Annotated in this window: 15 protein-coding genes and 1 pseudogene; 10 read left to right on the top strand and 6 right to left on the bottom strand. The window is 57.6% G+C overall.

From position 1 onward, the window contains the following. The 10 genes and pseudogenes from IC50_RS33040 to IC50_RS32970 all read left to right on the top strand — a co-directional run. Positions 1-647 (top strand): carbamoyltransferase C-terminal domain-containing protein (locus IC50_RS33040; RefSeq protein ID WP_035715333.1); only part of this gene is annotated, 647 nt, incomplete at its 5' end. Position 648: 1 nt separating this feature from the next. Next, a complete protein-coding gene (gene nodI / locus IC50_RS33035) occupies positions 649-1,569 on the top strand; it encodes a nodulation factor ABC transporter ATP-binding protein NodI (RefSeq protein WP_011084827.1) in 921 nt (306 codons plus the stop codon). A gap of 3 nt (positions 1,570-1,572) precedes the next feature. After that, positions 1,573-2,361 carry an ABC transporter permease gene (locus IC50_RS33030; protein ID WP_011084828.1) on the top strand — a complete coding sequence of 263 codons (789 nt, stop codon included), beginning with the start codon at positions 1,573-1,575 and terminating at the stop codon, positions 2,359-2,361. Between the two features lie 255 nt (positions 2,362-2,616). Beyond that, a pseudogene (locus tag IC50_RS43810) lies at positions 2,617-4,643 on the top strand (carbamoyltransferase family protein). Positions 4,644-4,805: 162 nt separating this feature from the next. Next, a complete protein-coding gene (locus IC50_RS33010) occupies positions 4,806-5,918 on the top strand; it encodes a nodulation protein NodZ (protein WP_011084832.1) in 1,113 nt (370 codons plus the stop codon). Positions 5,919-6,646: 728 nt separating this feature from the next. Then, on the top strand, positions 6,647-7,483 hold the full coding sequence (locus IC50_RS33000; RefSeq protein ID WP_011084833.1) for an SDR family NAD(P)-dependent oxidoreductase: 837 nt from the start codon (positions 6,647-6,649) through the stop codon (positions 7,481-7,483). Positions 7,484-7,735: 252 nt separating this feature from the next. Next, positions 7,736-9,484, top strand: coding sequence for a nif-specific transcriptional activator NifA (nifA, locus tag IC50_RS32995; RefSeq protein WP_014497807.1), 1,749 nt, complete (start codon positions 7,736-7,738; stop codon positions 9,482-9,484). A 517-nt stretch (positions 9,485-10,001) separates the two neighbouring features. Further along, positions 10,002-10,868 (top strand): electron transfer flavoprotein subunit beta/FixA family protein, encoded by an 867-nt coding sequence (locus tag IC50_RS32990; protein WP_011084835.1) that lies wholly within the window; start codon positions 10,002-10,004, stop codon positions 10,866-10,868. Between the two features lie 1,211 nt (positions 10,869-12,079). Then, the gene (locus tag IC50_RS32975; protein WP_014497805.1) at positions 12,080-13,231 is read left to right on the top strand and encodes a GFA family protein; all 1,152 of its coding nucleotides are present in this window, start codon (positions 12,080-12,082) and stop codon (positions 13,229-13,231) included. Beyond that, positions 13,216-13,893 (top strand): 2OG-Fe(II) oxygenase, encoded by a 678-nt coding sequence (locus IC50_RS32970; RefSeq protein ID WP_014497804.1) that lies wholly within the window; start codon positions 13,216-13,218, stop codon positions 13,891-13,893. The genes IC50_RS32975 and IC50_RS32970 overlap by 16 nt, the downstream gene beginning before the upstream one ends. 543 nt (positions 13,894-14,436) lie before the next feature. Here IC50_RS32970 and IC50_RS42130 read toward each other — a convergent pair. The 6 genes from IC50_RS42130 to trpD form a co-directional block, all read right to left on the bottom strand. Continuing rightward, entirely contained in the window at positions 14,437-14,904 is a 468-nt protein-coding gene (locus IC50_RS42130) for a hypothetical protein (RefSeq protein WP_018647484.1), read from the bottom strand. 469 nt (positions 14,905-15,373) lie between these two features. After that, positions 15,374-16,684 (bottom strand): peptide ligase PGM1-related protein, encoded by a 1,311-nt coding sequence (locus IC50_RS32960; RefSeq protein ID WP_028143989.1) that lies wholly within the window; start codon positions 16,682-16,684, stop codon positions 15,374-15,376. A 27-nt stretch (positions 16,685-16,711) separates the two neighbouring features. Then, on the bottom strand, positions 16,712-17,347 hold the full coding sequence (locus tag IC50_RS32955; protein ID WP_223153701.1) for a hypothetical protein: 636 nt from the start codon (positions 17,345-17,347) through the stop codon (positions 16,712-16,714). Positions 17,348-17,487: 140 nt separating this feature from the next. Continuing rightward, complete coding sequence (locus IC50_RS41680; protein ID WP_133415003.1) at positions 17,488-17,748, bottom strand: hypothetical protein; 261 nt, start codon at positions 17,746-17,748, stop codon at positions 17,488-17,490. A gap of 869 nt (positions 17,749-18,617) precedes the next feature. Further along, positions 18,618-18,803: a hypothetical protein gene (locus tag IC50_RS32945; protein ID WP_014497801.1), complete on the bottom strand. Its 186-nt coding sequence runs from the start codon at positions 18,801-18,803 to the stop codon at positions 18,618-18,620. A gap of 239 nt (positions 18,804-19,042) precedes the next feature. Then, entirely contained in the window at positions 19,043-20,056 is a 1,014-nt protein-coding gene (gene trpD, locus IC50_RS32940; protein ID WP_014497800.1) for an anthranilate phosphoribosyltransferase, read from the bottom strand. Positions 20,057-21,121: the final 1,065 nt, after the last annotated feature.

Raw genomic sequence — 21,121 nt, 5'->3', positions numbered from 1 at the left:
GCTGGGAGCCGTTGGAATGGTCAGTTTACAGTGGCCCCGCCCTGCAGGAGAGCGAGGTTCCGCCGGACTGGGAGGCGGCGCCGTGCAGTCTGCCTGAACTTGCCTCGATTCTTGCTGACAACAAGCCCGTCATCTTTCTTTCCGGGTGTGCCGGGCTCGGGCCGCGGGCGTTGGGCGGTAGAAGCATTCTTGCGGCCCCAACGTCCCCGGAGATGAAGGATCATCTCAACGACATCAAACGGCGCGAACACTTCCGGCCGGTGGTGCCGATCTGTCTGGAAGATCGTGCGCCGGAGATCTTCAGCCCGGGTACGCCAGATCCTTACATGCTATTCGATCACCAAACCCGGGCGAATTGGCGCGACAAGATCCCGGCAGTGGTACATCTCGACGGCTCGGCGCGGCTGCAGACAATTTCCCGCAACTCTCCTCACAAAATTGCTGCGCTTCTCATCGAATTTGAGCAACTCACCGGCATTCCGCTGCTCTGCACCACGAGCGCCAACCTCCATGGACGGGGATTCTTTCCCGATGCTGCGGCGGCATGCCAATGGGGGCGCGTCGAGCATGTGTGGTGCGAGGGCATGCTCTGGAGCAAAACGGTCATCAAGAAGTCATCGCCTACGGAACGACTTCTGTCAGCCTAAGATGAACATGTCCAATATGGCGATCGACCTTGTCGGCGTGAGAAAGTCATTCGGGGACAAGGTTATCGTCAATGACCTGTCGTTCTCGGTTGCGCGCGGAGAGTGCTTCGGGCTGCTTGGGCCAAATGGAGCTGGCAAAAGTACGATTGCACGCATGCTCCTCGGCATGATTTCCCCCGATCGAGGCAAGATTACGGTCCTCGATGAGCCTGTGCCTTCCCGCGCTCGTGCGGCGCGCGTGCGCGTAGGCGTGGTGCCGCAGTTCGATAACCTTGAGCCCGAGTTCACCGTGCGGGAGAACCTGCTTGTGTTTGGCCGCTATTTCGGCATGAGCGCTCGCACGATCGAAGCGGTTGTGCCCTCGTTGCTTGAGTTTGCGCGGCTTGAAAGCAAGGCGGACGTGCGCGTCTCCCTTTTGTCCGGTGGTATGAAGCGGCGGCTGACGCTGGCGCGCGCTCTGATCAATGATCCACATCTACTCGTGATGGACGAGCCGACGACGGGGCTCGATCCGCATGCTCGCCACCTGATCTGGGAACGCCTGCGGGCTCTTCTTGCGCGCGGCAAGACGATCCTCTTGACCACTCACTTCATGGAAGAGGCCGAACGCCTTTGCGATCGGCTATGCGTGCTTGAGAGTGGATGCAAAATCGCCGAAGGCAAGCCAGACGCCTTGATCGACGAGCATATCGGCTGCAACGTGATCGAGATCTATGGCGGTGATCTAGATCAACTCCGGGAGCTGATCAGGCCGTATGCGCGGCATATCGAAGTGAGTGGAGAGACGCTTTTTTGTTACGCGCGATGTCCGGACGAAATCAGCGTGCACCTGCGCGGGCGAACGGACCTTCGCGTTCTGCAGCGCCCCCCGAATCTCGAAGACGTGTTTTTGCGGTTGACCGGGCGCGAGATGGAGAAATGAGCGATGGATGATGGTTATGCGTCGGTCATGCCGGCTAATGCGTACAATTGGACCGCGGTATGGCGTCGAAATTACTTGGCATGGAGGAAAGTCGCGCTTGCATCGCTTCTCGGCAACCTCGCAGATCCCATAACCAATCTGTTTGGCCTTGGCTTTGGGCTCGGACTCATTGTGGGACGGGTTGAGGGGACTTCGTACATTGCGTTTTTGGCGGCGGGTATGGTCGCGATTAGCGCTATGACATCCGCGACCTTTGAAACTCTGTACGCAGCCTTTGCTCGGATGGATGTCAAGCGCACCTGGGAGGGAATTTTGTTCACACAGCTCACGCTTGGCGATATCGTTCTAGGTGAGTTGGTGTGGGCGGCCAGTAAGTCCGTTCTAGCCGGGACAGCAATCGGGATTGTCGCTGCCACCCTGGGTTATGCATCCTGGACGTCGGTTCTTTGTGCGATACCGACAATCGCCCTTACGGGCCTTGTCTTCGCCAGCCTGGCAATGGTCGTCATATCTCTTGCGCCAACTTACGATTACTTCGTGTTTTACCAGTCGCTCGTCCTTACGCCCATGGTGTTCTTGTGTGGCGCGGTCTTTCCGACGAGCCAAATGCCCGACTCATTTCAGCACTTTGCCGGCTTGTTGCCGCTGGCACATTCGGTCGACCTTATTCGCCCAGTGATGCTTGAGCGCGGCGCCGACAATGCCGCCCTACACGTAGGCGCGCTCTGCGTTTACGCGGTCTTGCCCTTTTTCGCGTCGATCGCGTTATTTCGGCGCCGCCTGCTGCGTTGACGTGAGTTCAGCGAAACGGAGAAGTCAAAGCGATGCAGTGTCATGATGCGTTCCGCGGTAGCTCGCGAGTGACCTGGTCTGTCAGAGCAGCTTGTGAAACGGCCTTGAGAAGCCGCGATCGAGCCAGCTCTACGGCCGCCTGTTCGGCCGATCGGACCTTGCAAAGTCGTGTTGTGCTGCCTGGCACGCGCACCGGCTGCGCGTGACTGTACAGATTAGATCGGTGGGACGGCATGGCCTTCCATGGAGAACGGGATGTTGAGCATAGGACTGAGTGGCGGCCTTGACAGAATCTATGAAAGCTCTCCGGAGCTGCCGAATACATTTCTTCACGATGGCGCTGCGGTACTTGTGCAGGACGGCCGCGTAATTGCTGCTGTCGAAGAGGAGCGCCTCAACCGCGTCAAGCACTCCAACAAGTTCCCCAGCAATTCGATCCGATACTGCCTTTCTACCGCAGGAGTCGAGCTCGGCGACATCGACCGTATCGCGTTCTACGCGACTGAAGCTTACTGCAAAGCCATGCTCGAGCGCCTTTCTGTTTCTCAGCCCGTTCCGTTGGACCCCAAACTGTTGCTGCGGCAGCTGTTGGCACGGGAATTCGGGGCCGAGATCGATCCGTCCGGGTTTCCTTCGTGAATCACCACGAAGTACATGCCGTGAGCGCGTTTGCCATGTCCGGGTTCGAGCAAAGTCTGGTGTTTGCGATCGACGGCGGGGGCGATTTTCTCTCAGGCTTAATGGCGGTAGGGTCCGGGACCGTAATTGCGCAGCTTGTAAGTTTCCCGGAACACAACTCTCTTGGGCTGTTCTATCTCGAGACGATCCGATATCTCGGCTGCGGGATGTTCGACGAATACAAAGTGATGGGGCTTGCACCGTATGGTGATCCCGATCGCTATCGCGAGCTCTTCGCGCAGTTCTACGAGTTGTTGGACAGCGGTGGCTATCGCGTTCACCTGGATCGAATCGGACCAGCCCTTTTGCGCAACATCCAGGTTCGGCGAAAGGGAATGCCATTCACCCAACAGCATCGAGATGTCAGCGCGTCGCTGCAGGAAGCGCTGGAGCGGATCGTGTTTCACACCCTGCGGCACCATCGTAAAGCGACGGGCATGACACGCCTGTGCCTAGCTGGCGGGGTGGCCCATAATTGCACGCTGAACGGTAAGCTGCTTTATTCCGGGCTATTTGACGACATCTTTGTTCAACCCGCGGCGCACGACGCCGGTTGCGCACTCGGCGCTGCATTAATGGTATCAAGCGAGCTAGGCAGGCCAGCGCCGCGCGAGCGACTGCCGGACGTTTATTGGGGGCCCGATCTTGGGAACGAGCAAGCCACAGAGCTTGAGCTCAACGCATGGTCAGGCCACCTCGACATTCAACGAAGTGATGACATAGCATCCAGTGCGGCGGACTGGATGGCAAATGGCGCTGTAATCGGCTGGGTTCAGGGGCGCTCTGAGTTCGGCCCACGTGCGCTTGGTAACCGCAGCATTCTAGCGGACCCGCGGCCTGCGGAAAACAAGGATCGCATCAACGCGGTGGTCAAGAAGCGCGAGAGCTATCGCCCCTTTGCGCCATCTGCATTAGAGGAGGATGCGAGCGAGTTCTTTGAGCTCCCCGACGGCACGCGGCAGCTCCCCTTCATGAACTTCGTAGTTCGCGTGCGTGAAGCCAAGGGTAACGTGCTCGGTGCGATCACGCACGTTGATGGGACGGCTCGGCTGCAGACCGTATCGCGCAAGACAAACCCCGCCTACTGGGACGTCATTAATGCGTTCAAGAAGCGAACGAGCCTTCCGATTCTTCTAAATACCTCATTTAACAACAATGCCGAGCCGATCGTGCAGTCCGTGTCAGATGCGATCACCACGTTTTTGACGACTGATCTGGACGGACTTGTTGTTGGGCCGTTCCTCGTCAGGAAGCGGCCAGCATCACTGCAGGATTGGAGTGCGCTGGCTGCGTCATTGCCGCCGTACGCATCCCTTCATCGTGTTCGCTCCCACATAGCGCCAGATCGGCAGGAAACGGTCTGCGAGATCCGCATGGGACATTCCGCCCACTCTAGTATGCGTATCTCACCTGAGCTTTTCGAGATCTTGATGCGAATCGAGGGCGAGGCGTCGCTCGGGTCGCTTTTCGACACAGCCCTGCTGGACCAGGCCAAGCGTGAAGATCTTGTGAAGGAATTGCGGCTCGTATGGGAGCTTCGGGGCGTTCGCCTGCATCCGCTGCACGCGGCTTGCGGTCACGATAATGTACAAAGCGGAACATAGCCATGACTGATGCGCATGGCCACGCCCATGCGTGCATGTGAGGGGACCAGGCCATCCGATGCAGAGCGGGGCATCGGGCATCGGGCTTCGGGCAGGTCGATGCAACACCGTTGAAAGGACGATCGTATTGAGAGAACGCGGCCCGTCACGGATAGCCCTGCTATGAAGTTCTACCGATGCAGCTCGCCGGCACCGCGATTTCAGGCCGTGACGCCGGGCGAGAAGATACGCGAGACGTCTGTACTGACGTCTCTTGTCCAACCAGGAGCGCGCGAAAAGGCAAGGCAGATGGTTAGCGGTTCGAGCAATGATCGGTTCGTAGTGTCCCGGCGACGTACGGGGTTTGGCGACTGTCTGTGGTCACTCGCGGCAGCCTGGCGATTTGCAAAGCAGACAGGACGGACGCTAGCCATTGATTGGCGGGGATCTTGTTATCTTGATGAACCATTCACCAATGCCTTTCCAGTCTTCTTCGAACCGGTTGAAGACATTGGCGGAGTGCGAGTAATTTGCGATGACGACATCAATACGCGTTCGTTTCCAGGACCATTCTTTCCAACATGGTGGAACAAGCCATCTTTCGATTGCATCTATCGACCGGACGAGCAGATTTTCAGGGAACGCGATCAACTCGATCAACTGTTCCAAAGTCAGAGAGATAGTGACGCTAACACGGTTGTGTGTGATGCCTGCCTGATGTGGCGCTGCGATCAGGAAGCGGAACGCGAAATCTTCCGGAGTATTAAGCCGCGGCCTGAAATTCAGGCCCGGATTGATGCTATCTACCGCGAGCACTTTGAGCCGTACAGCGTAATCGGCATTCATGTCCGGCATGGCAATGGCGAAGATATTATGGGGCATGCCCCTTACTGGGCGGACACGGAGCGCGCCTTGCGGCAGATCTACAATGCCATTGATGAGGCCAGGAGTTTATCCCACGCAAAACCTGTGAGGGCGTTCCTGTGCACGGACAGTGCGCTCGTCCTCGAGCAGGTTTCGGTTAAATTTCCCGATGTCTTCGCGATTCCAAAGCAGTTCCAGGCGCCTCAAGCGGGCCCATTGCACCATCCCGCCCTCGGAGCTGAAGGCGGCTTTTCTGCCCTCACCGAGATGTATCTCCTTGCCCGCTGCGACACGGTGATCCGTTTTCCGCCAACGAGCGCTTTTACGCGCTATGCGCGTCTTTTCGCCCCACGCGTTATAGAATTCGATTTGAACGATCCGGGCCGGTTGATCCTGATTGAAGACAACTCGCAAGCGCTTATGGCTTCGTGAAAGTCGCAAACCCGCGTGATCGATCTCACCGCCGCTCTTTACGTCCGATAGCCGTGGAAGTTCTTCTCCGGGCGACGATTTTCTGGCCCGCGGGCTGTCATTGCCGCAACGTTCCAGGGGCGAAGAGAACGAAGCCGCGGCCGAATGCGTTCGGCTAAGGCGCGGCTTCGACAACAACGGCCCTAAAGTGCCGCTGCGTTTTACAGAAGGAGCACGCCTTCGTCTTCGCTTCGGGCGGGCCGCAGACGGAAGCTAAACAACGCTCAATCACGGATGAACATTTCAGCTCGCCAGCTCATGCTTGGAACTAGCGCCGCGAAATCCAGTGCCGCTCAGAGCATGGCGCGATAGATCAAAAGTGGCCGCCGACGAATCTAACGTGCAAGCTTGGTACATCAGTTTTATGTTGGGGCGGCTAATGGCCGTGGCCGTTATCCCCGGGCATTTTTCGACTTCGACGAGAGGCGCCGGCCAGCCGCAGGCTCGTACGGTTGTGCGATCGTGAAAGCGAACGCGGGCTGGGTAGCCCTTTCATGAAGCGGGCGAGTGCTCGCGAACTTACGTAGCAGAGTCACCATCGCTGTCAGAAAGCTCACCTCCGCTGTCTTGAATGCGCCAAGCATTCCGCGTGCGCGACATTAGGACGCAAAACGGAAGCGCATTTACGTACATCGCAGTGGCGCAAATCCTGCTACGCGTGCGCGGGCGCAAAAGTAGAGGAGGCGGCCGTGGGTCTCGATCTGCCAAATGACAATCTGATCCGAGGTCCGCTGCCCGAAGCACATTTGGATCGCCTCGTTGACGCCGTTAATGCGCGCGTTGATCGTGGAGAACCGAAGGTGATGTTACTCACCGGCGCATCGCGCGGAATTGGCCATGCCACTGCCAAGCTATTCTCGGAGGCAGGCTGGCGCATCATTTCTTGCGCACGCCAACCGTTCGACGGCGAGCGATGCCCCTGGGAGGCTGGGAATGACGATCATTTCCAGGTCGACCTCGGCGATCATCGAATGCTGCCGCGCGCAATCACCGAGGTTAAGAAACGCTTGGCCGGTGCGCCCTTGCACGCGCTGGTGAATAATGCGGGTGTGTCGCCGAAAACGCCCACAGGCGATCGGATGACATCGTTGACCACCTCAACCGATACCTGGATGAGGGTCTTTCATCTTAATCTGGTGGCTCCGATCCTGCTGGCGCAGGGTTTGTTTGATGAGCTAAGAGCCGCGTCAGGATCGATCGTGAATGTGACTTCAATCGCGGGCTCGCGGGTGCACCCATTCGCCGGTAGCGCCTATGCGACCTCGAAAGCTGCGCTTGCGAGCCTCACACGCGAATTGGCCCACGACTATGCGCCGCATGGCATTCGCGTCAATGCGATCGCGCCCGGCGAAATCAGGACCGACATGCTGTCGCCCGACGCGGAAGCGCGCGTCGTGGCAAGTATCCCGCTGCGCAGAGTGGGTACTCCGGACGAAGTGGCCAAGGTCATCTTCTTCCTATGCTCGGATGCGGCGAGCTATGTTACGGGTGCCGAGGTGCCGATCAACGGTGGCCAGCATCTGTGAAGCGGCCGGCCCGGCGGCGAAGCTGACTTGAGCTTCCCAACGGACTCACGTTCTCCGCTGACCACGCGCATACAATCAACAGAAAATGAATCGAAGGCACACGGCAAGTTTACTGTCGTGCCATGAAAAAGTGTCACGGTTCGATGTCATCTCGTCAACACTTGGCGCTAGATCGAGAGTGACATGCAAAACGAACCTCGCCAATCCGGACATGGGTCCAGGGAGGATGATCAAGGAAACGGAGACAGGCTTATGCTGCATATCCCCTCCTCGAGCGAAAGACCTGCCTCGCAGCCGGAACCGGAGCGTGCCCCCCCGGGGGAGCCGTCGCATGAGAGCGCGCTGGCCGGCATCTACGAAATATCGAAAATACTAAATGCTCCCGGCCGGCTCGAAGTCACCTTGGCCAACGTTCTCGGTCTTCTGCAATCGTTTGTGCAGATGCGACACGGCCTCGTCTCGCTGTTCAACGATGACGGCGTTCCAGAACTTACAGTTGGCGCCGGCTGGAGCGAAGGCACTGACGAACGTTACCGGACGTGCGTGCCGCAGAAAGCAATCCACGAGATCGTAGCGACAGGCAGGTCTCTTATGGTCGAGAATGTAGCCGCCGAGACGGCCTTCAGCGCTGCCGACCGGGAGGTTCTCGGCGCCTCTGATAGTATACCGGTAGCGTTCATCGGGGTCCCGATTCGCGTTGATTCGACGGTCGTTGGTACGCTGACGATCGACCGTATCCCGGAAGGCAGTTCAAGTCTTCTCGAGTACGATGCGCGGCTGCTCGCCATGGTCGCGAACGTGATAGGACAAACGATCAAGTTACATCGCTTGTTCGCCGGCGATCGCGAACAATCGTTGGTGGACAAGGACCGGCTAGAGAAACAGACAGTTGATCGTGGGCCGCCCGCTCGCGAGCGCAAGCAGCTTCAGGCACACGGGATCATTGGCGACAGCCCGGCGCTGAGCGCACTGCTTGAGAAGATTGTCGTTGTAGCCAGATCAAACAGCACGGTTCTGCTGCGTGGCGAATCCGGTACCGGGAAGGAGCTGGTAGCCAAGGCCATTCACGAGTCGTCCGTTCGTGCTAAGCGGCCGTTCGTTAAGCTGAATTGCGCGGCGCTCCCCGAGACGGTCCTGGAATCGGAATTGTTTGGCCATGAGAAAGGTGCCTTTACCGGTGCTGTCAGCGCCCGCAAGGGGCGCTTCGAGCTTGCTGACAAAGGGACGCTATTTCTTGACGAGATCGGAGAGATCTCACCTCCGTTCCAGGCGAAGTTGCTGCGAGTTCTGCAAGAGCAGGAGTTCGAGCGCGTCGGCAGCAATCACACGATTAAAGTCGATGTTCGGGTGATAGCTGCGACCAACAGGAACCTTGAAGAGGCTGTGGCAAGGAGCGAATTCCGCGCGGACCTCTACTATCGTATTAGCGTAGTTCCCTTGTTGTTGCCGCCGCTTCGCGAAAGACGCAGTGATATTCCGCTGCTCGCAAGAGAGTTCCTCAGAAAGTTTAACAGCGAGAACGGCCGCTCTCTTACTCTGGAGGCGAGTGCGATCGATGTACTGATGAGCTGTAAATTTCCGGGAAATGTCCGCGAACTCGAGAACTGCATCGAGCGGACCGCGACACTCAGTGCCGGAACATCGATTGTAAGAAGTGACTTTGCATGCAGCCAAGGCCAATGCCTTTCCACGACGCTTTGGAAAAGCACATCGTATGGCAAGACAGACCCGGCGGCACCGATGCAACCGGTGCCTGCAAAGTCCATCATCCCGCTGGCTGAAACGGCCCCTCCGCCGCAGGCTGTCTGCGAACCGGGCTCATTGGCACCTTCCGGCACAGTTCTCGTTAGTGGTGCGAGAATGGCTGATCGCGAGCGGGTCGTTGCGGCTATGGAAAAGTCTGGCTGGGTGCAGGCCAAGGCAGCGCGCCTACTCGGGCTAACCCCGCGCCAAGTCGGCTACGCGCTGAGGAAATACGGAATCGAGATAAAGCGGTTCTGAGCGCCCCGCATCGGCCTGGACTGATTCCGCCAAATCGATAAGTGAAGACGGTCCGCGTAGTTAATCTAGCAATCTGAGGGGAATGGACCGCCGGGGGCGTCGGCTTGCCACGACCCCGAGAAGGGCTCAACTATTCAGCGACAGATGGGGCGGAGAGCCTCACTTGCGAGTCGCACAATCGCGAACCGCCGGTTGCTCGAAATGCAAAGAGCTATCATCCTTATCTCAATCAAGCCGGATTGGCGAACGCAATGCTTAATGACCCTCGACCGGTCCGGGCCTGCAGGGGATTAGCGGCAGTCAATCCGCAAGCAGTCCCGCCGCCACTTGCCAGCGTGGTGCTGCGAAACAGCGCTGTCCGAGCCTGCTTTGTGCCGGCATCCCTTTCAGGAAGCGCGGGGTAGAGAGGGCGCACTACCCGGTGTTAAGCCTTGTGACAGCGAGCGGTCCCAAGCGGCGGGGATGGTACAAGACTTGCTGTTCTCTTCCCAACTGACGTAACTTTAGGAGCAACACCTTGCATAATATTGTCTGCATCAAGCAAGTTCCGGACTCGGCGCAGATCCGCGTGCACCCCGTGACCAATACAATCATGCGTCAGGGAGTGCCGACCATCATCAACCCGTATGACCTATTCGCGCTCGAGGCCGCGCTGGGGCTGCGCGATCGGTTCGGTGGCGAAATTACCGTGCTTACCATGGGGCCGCCATCGGCAGAGGAGTCGTTGCGAAAGGCGCTGACTTATGGTGCTGATCGCGCCGTCCTACTTACTGATCGCTGCTTTGCGGGCTCGGATACGCTGGCCACTACGTATGCGCTTGCAACAGCGATCCGGAAAATTGGCAAGGAATATGGTCCGGCAAACCTCATCTTCACGGGAAAGCAGACCATCGACGGCGATACAGCGCAGGTTGGTCCTGGCATCGCGAAGCGACTGGGCGTAGGGCAGCTAACTTACGTTGCGAAGGTCAGATCCGTGGACGTCGCCAATGAAACAATTGAAGCGGAGCGGCGCTCGGAAGGCGGTGTGCAGGTTCTGCACACTAGGTTGCCCTGCCTCATCACCATGCTTGAGGCGACGAATCAGATTCGGCGAGGCGCGATGGCGGATGCCTTGCGTGCCGCGCGAGCCAAAATCGTGAAATGGAGCGCGCAAGATGCAGGTGTCGAAGACATCTCCAAATGTGGGCTCAAGGGCTCGCCGACTGTCGTCAAACGTGTGTTCGCTCCCCCTGCGCGGGCCGAGAGGGCGGCGCTGGTTGAGTCCGCCGAGCAGCCGGCGCAGGCGCTAATAGACGCAATCTTCTTGAATCAACCGAAGCTCGAAACCGATCTGGCGACACTTGCTCGTGACGCCCGATCTGGACTGTCCGGGCAATGTTAGCAACGCGCTCCAAGAAATGTATCAACGCTCGCACCCGAGTCGATGAGAGCGCAACATGTCGTTGTGCAACGCGGTAAGCTACCATAAGAGTTTGCTATGCCATCCGTCGATCTCGCCATCGGCTGAGGCCGCATGTTCCGTAGAGCACGTTATCGCTACGATCGAGTCCGGAGCCGCCCAGGATTGCCGGGGCACGGCCAAACAGGCCTGCGCATATTTCAGATCTTCCGTTTTGTCGTGTTCGACCGTGGAAGACCATTGCTTCCTCCGTACCGGTCGCGAGCAAAGACGGAATACGTCAGCAACCCGGGTCACCATGCTAGCGCTGCCGTCTGCACGTCCAAAGCCCTGTCGCTGGCTTTAAGGAGCAAAGCCAACCTATGCGGCGCCTTTGAAGCAATCCGCCAATTCAGCAGCCGTGTGTATGTGAACAGCCGCTGTTTCGTTCCTGACGGCGGTGCGCAGCCTCTCAAGTGCTATGCACTTGCTATGAGGATAGGTCACAAGTGTTATACCAGCTTCTTCGGAATCTGACGGAGCAAATTCAAGAGTTGGCATGATGGTTGCTGTTAGCCAGTAAAAATTAAGAGGGGGTAACCGCGAATGCGAAGAACAGGCGAGCGGCATGCCACGAACGACCTGAGGCCCTGTGAGGTCGGTAGGCACGAATTGGATTTTACAATGCTGTACCAAGTTGACAGCGGTTCGATGAAATGGCGGCAGCAGCAACCGCGAGGGCTTCATTCATTTGCTCAGGCAGCCAAAGCTGCACCGCGCGACTAGGCGTGTCATTCGCGCATGCGGCATTAGCATCAGAATGGCATGCGCGGCGAAGTATCCAAGACGATTCTCCGCGCGCATGCTCGCCGTGGCTGCCATTGCGGCATCGGATTGCTGCTGGACTGGAAGCCAACCGGATCCTCGCCGCTCCCTCAATGAACGAAGTCCCTTCGATGCGCATGACCAGGACAGAGAAGACCGCAATCTGCCGTGGCCAGGAGAACGACGAAAGTTTGCGTGAAAGGTGAACGCAACATTAGGCCCTTTGAAGCCAATGAACTCAGCGCGGTCAATAGTCGGCCCGGACATGAAGGTAGCTTCGTCAAGGACCGTTTCGCTTCTCATCTGCAGGGAGTCAAATGATATCTCAAGCGTCTCGATTTGCACCGGATCAGCCTCCGAAGTTATCCTGCGAGTACTTGACTGAGCGAGTGCGAGCCTTGTTCGGCCCGCATCCGTTCGCCTCCCAGATGTCCGGAGACCAGGTCGCCAGCCTGCTGCCTGAATACCTAGCGATGTCACAGGCGTTCCCGTACCTGCAGGCAGGGTCGCAAAGGGACCTCATATTCGATGCAATGCATCAAAATCGGGACATTGGGAGGGACATTGAACTGACCAGCGTGGTCGCGAATTTTATCTGCTGGGATGAGACCGGTGGCCATGGCGGGATTCTCCGGGGCGGCAAGGCGGCGTTGCCCGATATTCTTTTGACAGAAAACTTTCACTCCAACCTCTTGAGAAAGGATGCTGCACGACTACTCGGCAGAGCGATAAGGCCCAACTATAGCGACAGGACGAAGCAGTACCTGCATTCTCTCTATGCCGGATTGTCATCGAAAGACCCCCTGGTTCGTTGCGCCTACATGGTCGCCTTTGAGCTCCATGCTGCAGACATGATCCAGTCGCTGTGGACCACTCTGGTCAAAACCTTCAAGGCGCGGCCGGACGATCTTGAGTATTTTCGCGGCCATGTCGGCGGAGAAGATCCCGCGGAGAAGTACCACGGAGAAATGACAGGCCGGCTGATTGGTGAACTTGTGCAGCCTGGCCTTAATGATCGCTTTTTGAATGAATTCGGCCGAGCCTATCGGCTCAGCGTCCAGTGGTGTCGCGATCTGCTCGGAACGGCGGCGCGTACGGGAGATGATCACTCCGAGATGCAACATCATGGCCGTTGTCATTGCGGCGCTATCAAATTCTACGTCAATGCACCTCGAGAGCTCTCTGCAGTTCGATGCAATTGCTCAATTTGTCAAATGTCTGGATTTGTCCACTTGCTCGTACCTGGCGATAAGCTGCGCATCGAGTGCGGCGAAGAGTTCCTCACGACATACCAGTTCAACAAGAATATTGCGCGGCACACGTTTTGCCGGCTTTGTGGTGTAAAGCCATTCTATAGGCCGAGGTCGAATCCCTCCGGGTACAGCGTAAATATCCGATGTCTGGATAGAAAGACCATCGAGCACTTAAGAATATCTGAGTTCGATGGCGCGCATTGGGAGCAAGCATTCCTGTCAATGCAGCAGGACCCGGAGTCATGCTTCGAAGATCAAAGGAGTGAGCTCGAATGGCGCGCGCAATGAAAGATAAATCCTGTCTTCTTTCAGAAGAAGTCCTGACAAAGTACCGGATTGAGCTGCTAGTAAAGGGGTCCGTCGTAATCGCCCCGCAAATGTTATTCACTCAAGACGACATAGCCAGGATCGATCAGCTGCAGGCTGAGATTCCGGAAGAAGAAGTGCGGGAGGGAGATGCGGGCGACTTGCACAGCGTCTTTGTCCAGCGCGTGAGGGTAGACCCGCCCGGCCACGCGCCTAGCAACGTGAGTGGTACTGCTTCGGGTCAGATCATGGAGCTGCTCGAAAGTAGAGATCGCAGCTTCGCGCTAAGAAAGATCTTCGGAGCATCCGCAGATTACGTGGTTCGCCGATGCCAGATGCATCGTATGCCGCCGGGGTCCTTTATCGGCATTCATTTGGATGCGGCGAGTGATCCGGATTTCGAGTACTCGGTGATTGTGCAGCTAGCGAGAGACTTCGACGGCGGTGAATTCGTGGTATATCCAACCGGGTACGAACAACACGTATTCCGGCCGCCATTTGGCGCTGTGCTTGTCACAACCTGTAAGGTCCGGCATGAGGTAAAGCCGGTATCAAGCGGGGAGCGCCGATCCCTCGTATACTTCTGTTCAAAACGCAGCGGCGTGAACCGCCGGATCATCGAGGGTTCTAACGCTCGGCCCTAGCGTGCCGCGCCTGGTATGGGTCTCTGCAAATCGTGGGCTGAGCGAGCTCTCCGGGGAATTGATGGCTTTCCCATCTTGCGGGTCCTTCGTGAGGTCCGACACGAGTCTGGTCGCAAGCGATGGCTTACATTGATCGTACGCGTCCGGTGACGGCCCCTAGTTGGGCGTCTTGAGCGGATGGCCGACCTCGCTCATGGGGCATGAGCGACGTTCTGAGGTTACCAATTCCGGGCGTGAGTTCGTGGACGCGCTTGGCGAGATGATCCAGCAGGCAGGCCAGCACAAGCCTGTGGATCTAGGGCTTGGCTGTGGCGATGAAGTGATCGCTTTGGTCGTGTCATTGTTACTCCAAGCTCTGCGCCCCGATCCGGGCCTTTTCCTCGCCCGTCCATCGTCGGCGACGATCCCAGTGATCACCTCGACGCGACGATCACCTTGCTACTGGCTCGAGCATGGTATTTGCCATCGTTCCTCCTCCACGGATCCGCTCATGCCGAGCTGTATCGCGGGCGCCGAAAGGGGAGCGGTTGGGGCCTCACGCCGTTACAATGGGCCGAATATTTCCACCACAATCACCACAATCACGAGGAGAGTGGTCGCAAAGGCCATGATGACCATTCCGCTGCCCGCAGGTAGGAGGCTGAGAGGCGAGGCGATAGGATTGCAGATCGACGGCATCACACGGGGCGGGAGATTGAGCCTCTCAGTGCTATCGAAGATATAGCTAGTCGGGCGTCGGGACTCACGGACCACACATCCAAAGCTGGGTTGCATCCCCGCGGAATTGTCAGCCAGCTGGTCCCGACCGGGGTTGTCCGGCGGCTGCCCGGGAACGAGCGGCGTTTGGCTGTAGTAGGGACCACCATGCTTGGAGCTCGGTGCCACCTCGCGCAGAGCAGTCTGCCTGACAAATGCGGAACTTGCGCCAGCGGCCACATTCATGGCTTTTGCAACTCCAGATGCAAGCAGAATCAAAGCCAAGTCGAACAAGATCAATCGGATCAGCCTCATTGGGACTCCGAAGATAGCTGCTGCGGCCGCGTTCTTTGCGGCAACTCCTGCTCCTATGCAGCAATTTACGTGCCGGCAAAGTGCGGTCTTTTGGGGCCGCTTATTTCATAGTGAAACTCGCATAAACCCAAGCCAGCGAGTGCAATCGCCCATCGTATTGTCGAGTTTCAACGTAGGCGTCGCAAATCGGCCAAGCAGGACGTGCAATGCGATTAGCTTTTGGGGTCGGCAACTGCGCCGGCAGCCTTACGCCATGACGCTCGTCGCTGTACAAGCTTCGGCGCACCGCTGGTCTCGTCCGGGACGAACAAGAGCACTCTCATAGGGCCACCATTCATCGTCCGACCAAAGCTTGCTCGGTGATTGGGGCACCTTCGTCGCCACGTGAAGGAAGGGAGGCGCGCGTTCCCGGTGCGCGATGGTGTATCCCAGGCTTCGAAGCGATGAATTGAGCGGCTGACGATGTTTGCTACGACTTCAATAGTCGGTGTTGCTGATCGTGGGCCGCGGGCCTGTTCGGCGCAATCACAACGCACTCCACAGTGCCAGCCTTTTCATCGGCAGCAAGCGGGATCACGCCCTCCTTACGTGTGTGGTCGAATATAAGTCCATCCTTGACGAGACGATCATGCGCCGCCCGGAAGGATGCTGATCGCACATTTCTCACAGATAAAATAACGTTACAGCCGAAATAGTCGACGCCTAGCAGCCGGACGGCAATGTTGTGTAACACCGAGCCGCCACCCCAGCGGCCGTTCGCTTCATTGAACAGCAACCGCCCGTCTTGTGCGAAAATGGCGTCGATGTTGATCATTCCGCGATACCCCAGGTCTCGCGCGAGTGCCACAAAACGGTAGGCATGGGCCTGGGCAGCTAACAATTGCTCTTCCTCCAAGTCGCTTGGAAGCTCAAGTCCCGTCCGGATCAGAGCTCTTTCGGATCGGTCTGCGCTTTTACGCAGACGTATGCTTCCACTATTGACAAAAGCGATTGATGCATCATCCTGGATTGTATACTCGAGATAGAATAAAGATCGGGCCAAGTGGTACGATTCCACGACCAGCGTCTTACACGAGGCTGTTGTCATCTCAGACCACAATGCTTCGGGATCAAACGACGGCCACGAAACCCACCGAGTATCTCTGGCTCCAGGTAGCGGATCGCTCTTATTGCTGGTCAGGATGACGTTTCCAACTCCACCAGCTCCATTATCCAACTTTACAATGACCGTGCCGGTCTCGGATTTGAGGGAGGTGACGGCTTTGAACAGTCCATTTGGGTCTGTCGCGACTGATCCATGGGGGAGCGGAAGTGCAACGCTTGTTGCCAATTGACGGAAGTGGCTCTTGCGATTCAACAGATCAGGCCCGCGCTGCAAAGCGAAGTCGTCACCGGTCTTCGGTATGCCTAGAATGGCCGCCAAGCGTGCGACGCCTTCAGTAGAGTAGCAGGGATACAATTGCCAGTCTGATTTCTGGCGAATATGTCTTTTGAGCCGCTCGACAACAGTTTTGGACAGTAACGTACAATCATCGAGGATTGTCGATTGGCGGCTCGCAGGTACAAGCAGGCGAAGAGCCGATGAATGGAAATTGAGCGTTCCGCCAATGAAGGATAACAGATCGGCCGGGATCACTACCGGAGAGACTATCAGGTCGCCCTCCTGAGCAAACCACGCTGAACGAAATGCCGAGTTGGCGGCCAGCGAAAGTTGAGCTTTTGTTAGGTGGGCGCCCGACATCTGAGGCGTACCGGCATTCATAATCAGGATTCGCGGCATTCTCGACCTCCGGACATCTGGTCGTGATCAGGATGGGATCGTCATGGCAACCACGAAGTCGTTGCCATGCCGTGGCAAGGCTCTGGGAGAGGGGAGAATTTGCGCCATCTCGATGTCACCTGCGATGCAGCGGGAGAGAACGGCCCGCCTCGAATCTGCCGATCTCAATTTATGGCTCGGCCGCGTATGAAATGATCTCGCAGAGCCCGATAAACGGGCTCTGACCAAACATGGGCGATCAGCGCTTGCGCCTCGATCCGGCAGTCGCCGCCGCTTGGTCACATAAGCGGCGGGTGCGTCTTCCCATCGAGCAACGGCTCGACCGACCAGCATTCGGCTACATTTGGATGTTCCGTAAGCACTCGCTCTATTCTTGCTGGAAAGATATTCTCGCTTGAAATAATCGAGAGTTGTTTTGCCGCGGTGAAGCGGAATAGATCCATCGGCCTCGCAGTGTCCATTGTCGCCGGCGAGGCTGGGGATCTCGAGTCGGGCTCCTCTCAGGGCACCAAACTGGCTCTCCAAGGCGCGAGCGATCCGCTCAATGTATCGATTGAGGATGACATAGCTGGACGGCTTCCGTTCGAAATGAATCGCGGTCTTGTCAAAGGTATAGGTAGCGCTTCCCTCGGCCGGGGTGGAAAAATTCAGCTTGCTATTCATGCGTGTCAGGTCCGCGCATTCTGTTTGCGCCACCCGCAACGGCCCCCCAAATCCTGACGAGGCCCCGGTCATATGCTTCGGCTGGCGCTTGTACAGGCTGTGCTCACACGGTCTTGGCGGAAGCCTTCTTTTAATGGCTGTCATGGGGTGCGAACGATGGATATCGCTCGAGGGAAATCTGCCGATCGATCGATCACTCCGCTCTGCTCAGCTGCGGTGTGCATCTTCCGGTAATGATCGGCACACCACGAAGAGGTCTTCTTGCCGCGTTTTTGATATACAGGCTCGCCGCACATATAGGCCGCTCTCATATCTCCATCTTTGAAACCGATGATGCAACGGCACTGGCCTTCAACATGATGAACTAACAGGACCTTCTTAAGGCCATCGCGGTCTTTCAACTTGCTGCTCCAGCCTGCCAAACAATTTCTTCCGATGCCGCGCTGGTCACGCGGAGTCGCCCGCGCGGGCCACTCGTCGAAACCCGCGCGGGCTCACCATCTGCCAAACCTTGCACGGTCGAAACGCCTTGCCAGGTGCGGAAAGGAGCTTGAAGGTGGGTTCGGCGAACTGAGTTTTGTGCGTTGCTGCGCGAGACGAGCAGCTTCAGGAAGCGGGCGCCACCTAAGCGCTTCCGATAGACTTCCACGTCGATCAATTCTGACCTTATCGGCTCCCGTGGCGAAGTGGCCGCCGGCGGCCATATTGTCAGGATCAGAAATGCCGAACCATTTAGAGCTACGTGCGAGCTCTGGCGCCGCGATCGGAACTCGCTGCACAGCCCTCCCGAGCGAGGGACTATAGACAATGAGGAGCATGACCGGCCATCGGTCAGCGGATATGACCAGCTGAGGCATTCGCAGTCCCTCACACGATAGGTGCCACGCCCGAGAGCGTACGATTTAACGTTACGTCAGATTCAAGCCCCTTTTTTGCGGCCTATGAAAACGTGACCAAGGTAATGCTGGCCCAAGCAGTCCCCCAAGGGGCTATCGCGAACATGTAGCGCCGCCGTGAGGGGGGCGAGCCCCAGTTAATGAGGGCCATTGAGGAGAGATCCAGCGAACGCGTCGGCGGCGTACCCAACGCACGTCGCCGCTCGCTTCCGGCGAAATTTGGAGTTGCTCAGGGGGCGTATGCGGGAATCACCATCGGCGGTCAGTCTGAGAAGGCGAGATATCGAAGCCAAGCTTGGCAAGTGTTTTTGGCGTTTGCGTAAAGCGCCACGCTGGCCTGCCAGTCTCTCGGCATGTAGGCGGCAACGGCGCACCTAATGCGCTCTCAGCAGAACACGTCGTTTTGCCTCGAAAAGATGCTCATCCAGGGTATCGTGCAGCGCACGCCGCAGCTCTGGCGGGATGGAGCTATCTGTATCGATCAATTCCCGAAACTTCCGGATGATGTGTTCTATTGTTGCGATCGTTCCCAGTGTTTCCATCCTCTGCCAGGGCATCATCCATTGTCTCCTTTGGCGCGTAACGCACGTTGCGCCGCGGGTCCTCACCTCAGCAACCGGGCCGAGAATAGCCTCTAGTCGGCAAAGGGGTGGCTGTCGGACACCTGCTCAGCGCGAGTTGTTTCGTCAGCGGCGCTCACTCAAATTCCGCAGAAGTGGCGCGCATTTGCAGCTGCAATATTCTTGCGCACGTAAGCTGCACTCTTGATCGCATTAGTCGAGCCTCAGCCAGCTCAGCTTTAGGCGTTTGAAACCGCAATCAAGCGAGTCAGCCGGGCGGCTGCAGCGCCGTGATCAAGTGATTCTTGGCCAAGTGCCACGCCTTGCTGTAGGTTCGAGGCACGACCGGCCACCACCAGTGCCGCCGCCGCGTTCAAAAGTGCGGCATCACGAAAAGGGCCTGGGAGGCCGTCGAGCACTTTCTCTAACGCAATGGCATGAGACTCGCAATCACAGCTCTCCAGCGCATCGGCGCGGTAGCGGGGGAGCCCGGCTTCTTCCGGCGTCACTTCGAACGTGCGGACTGTACCGGCCTCGACCGCAGCAACAAAGCTTGTCCCGGCGAGGGATATTTCATCGAGCCCGTCCGAGCCATGAACAACCCATACCGAATCGGCACCCAGGTTCTTCAAGACGTACGCCAATGGCTGCACCCATTTGCGAGCGAAAACTCCAAGGATCTGCCGCTTGACGCCGGCCGGATTAGACAAAGCCTCGATTAGATTGAACATTGTGTGGGTTCCAAGCACGCTTCGGATCTGGCTGATGCGCTGCATCGCAGGATAGCCGGCTGACGCAAACATGAAGCCAATGCCGGCTTCGTGCACACAACGTGCGATCGCATCAGGCTTGAGATCGACCTTTACGCCTAGACTCGCCAACACGTCTGCGGTGCTTGAACGCAAAGTCGCAGCGCGGTTAACATACTTGGCGACAGGAACGCCGGCCCCGGCGACGATGAAGGAAGCGCACGTCGATACGTTGAGCGGACGCATCGCCCCGTCGCTCGCACCAGTGATATCGATGGGGTCGCATTGCATTTCCACCTTGGGCATTAAATTCCGCATTGCGGACGCGGCGCCGGTGACTTCTTCGACTGTTTCGCCGCGGACTCTCATCCCAATCAACAAGCCACCGATCTGCGAGGGAGTTGCGTCACCCGACATCATGCTGTCGAACGCTGACGCAGCCTCCTCGCGCGTCAGTATGGCGCCCGTGGCAACTTTCGCGATGATCGACTTGAGCGGTTCCATCGAACTGTGCACGTCCCTTGTCCAATCTGAGCTGCGACCGTTCAGCCAGACGTCTTTGCAGCCGAGTGCCTTGTTGCAGCTGCCTGTCTATTCGCACTCGCTATGCCGCACTTGTCCAACAGGCGGCCGACAGATGAAACGTGAGCATCTGTGGCGACGCTACAACCTGACGCTACGTGAGGGTCAAGCCCTCTCCATTCGATGGTGCCCTAGATAGGACGCCGGCGGCTGGTCAGAGGACTGCAGTCGCTTGATACCAGAACAATAGCGTCGTCTCGAGCCTGCTTGCCGGCGATATTAGGAGGGTCACAAGGCTTTTGGCTTCCGGCGCCGCCGTGGCGGGGGCCGCCGGTTAACCTTCGTGCGATGTGCTGCACGTGAGCTGGGACGACTTCTGGTAAGGAGCCGGGCGGACAAGTCGTAGCACCTTCACTTCGATCTGCTGCTCTGATTGCCGATGTCCCGCCCGGAGATCACGTATCGGCATTGCTGACTGAGGCGATCTTGCTTGGATCTGAGGCAGACAGTGATAGCAAAGCGATCTGGTATATGACTACTACAAAGGCGTAACACGTCTTCCATACAGGCCTCTTTCTCCTCTGCGGTCGGCGCTTGATCAAGCGCGTTGGCTGGCGCGAGCATGACCGTTGTCATTGCCAGGCCAAGAGCGATGGCGCCGTAGCGAAGTCCGAGGTCCGAAGCCAACTTAGTTCGTTGTTTCTGAATCATAACATTCCTTCAATTCGGGTGGGGTGACGTTTTGTTCTTGCTGTGTGCGGAGCGCATCATCTGCCAACCGTAAAGCTGCGGATCTGCTTAGCTGGCTGTCGGCAAGCTCGTTATTCTACTTTGCGGTTCTCATTGTACGGAGCCCGTCATCCGCCGGGAATGACATTCGATGAATCGGGGGTAGGCCTGCACCGGATGGTGTTAGGCTCTCTATTTCGTCGTCCTGGGCTAGCGTACATATTTGAAGCATTCGCAAATGTCGTGATGTCAGGAATCCCCTGGCTCTCAGTGGTGATCCCCACTTGTCCCAGAGCTATGCGGGATTTTGGGTGACGA

Source organism: Bradyrhizobium genomosp. I (2014) (assembly GCF_000261685.1).
Classification (GTDB): domain Bacteria; phylum Pseudomonadota; class Alphaproteobacteria; order Rhizobiales; family Xanthobacteraceae; genus Bradyrhizobium.
The sequence above is the reverse complement of the archived record's forward strand: the minus strand, read 5'-3'. Positions and strand labels throughout refer to the sequence as shown.

Excerpts from the sequence above, each read along its gene's own strand:
- nodI (WP_011084827.1), top strand. The coding sequence starts at position 649 with ATGAACATGTCCAATATGGCGATCGACCTTGTCGGCGTGAGAAAGTCA.
- IC50_RS33030 (WP_011084828.1), top strand. The coding sequence starts at position 1,573 with ATGGATGATGGTTATGCGTCGGTCATGCCGGCTAATGCGTACAATTGG.
- IC50_RS33010 (WP_011084832.1), top strand. The coding sequence starts at position 4,806 with ATGAAGTTCTACCGATGCAGCTCGCCGGCACCGCGATTTCAGGCCGTG.
- nifA (WP_014497807.1), top strand. The coding sequence starts at position 7,736 with ATGCTGCATATCCCCTCCTCGAGCGAAAGACCTGCCTCGCAGCCGGAA.
- IC50_RS32970 (WP_014497804.1), top strand. The coding sequence starts at position 13,216 with ATGGCGCGCGCAATGAAAGATAAATCCTGTCTTCTTTCAGAAGAAGTC.
- IC50_RS42130 (WP_018647484.1), bottom strand. The coding sequence starts at position 14,904 with ATGAGGCTGATCCGATTGATCTTGTTCGACTTGGCTTTGATTCTGCTT.
- IC50_RS32960 (WP_028143989.1), bottom strand. The coding sequence starts at position 16,684 with ATGCCGCGAATCCTGATTATGAATGCCGGTACGCCTCAGATGTCGGGC.
- IC50_RS32955 (WP_223153701.1), bottom strand. The coding sequence starts at position 17,347 with ATGAATAGCAAGCTGAATTTTTCCACCCCGGCCGAGGGAAGCGCTACC.
- IC50_RS32945 (WP_014497801.1), bottom strand. The coding sequence starts at position 18,803 with ATGATGCCCTGGCAGAGGATGGAAACACTGGGAACGATCGCAACAATA.
- trpD (WP_014497800.1), bottom strand. The coding sequence starts at position 20,056 with ATGGAACCGCTCAAGTCGATCATCGCGAAAGTTGCCACGGGCGCCATA.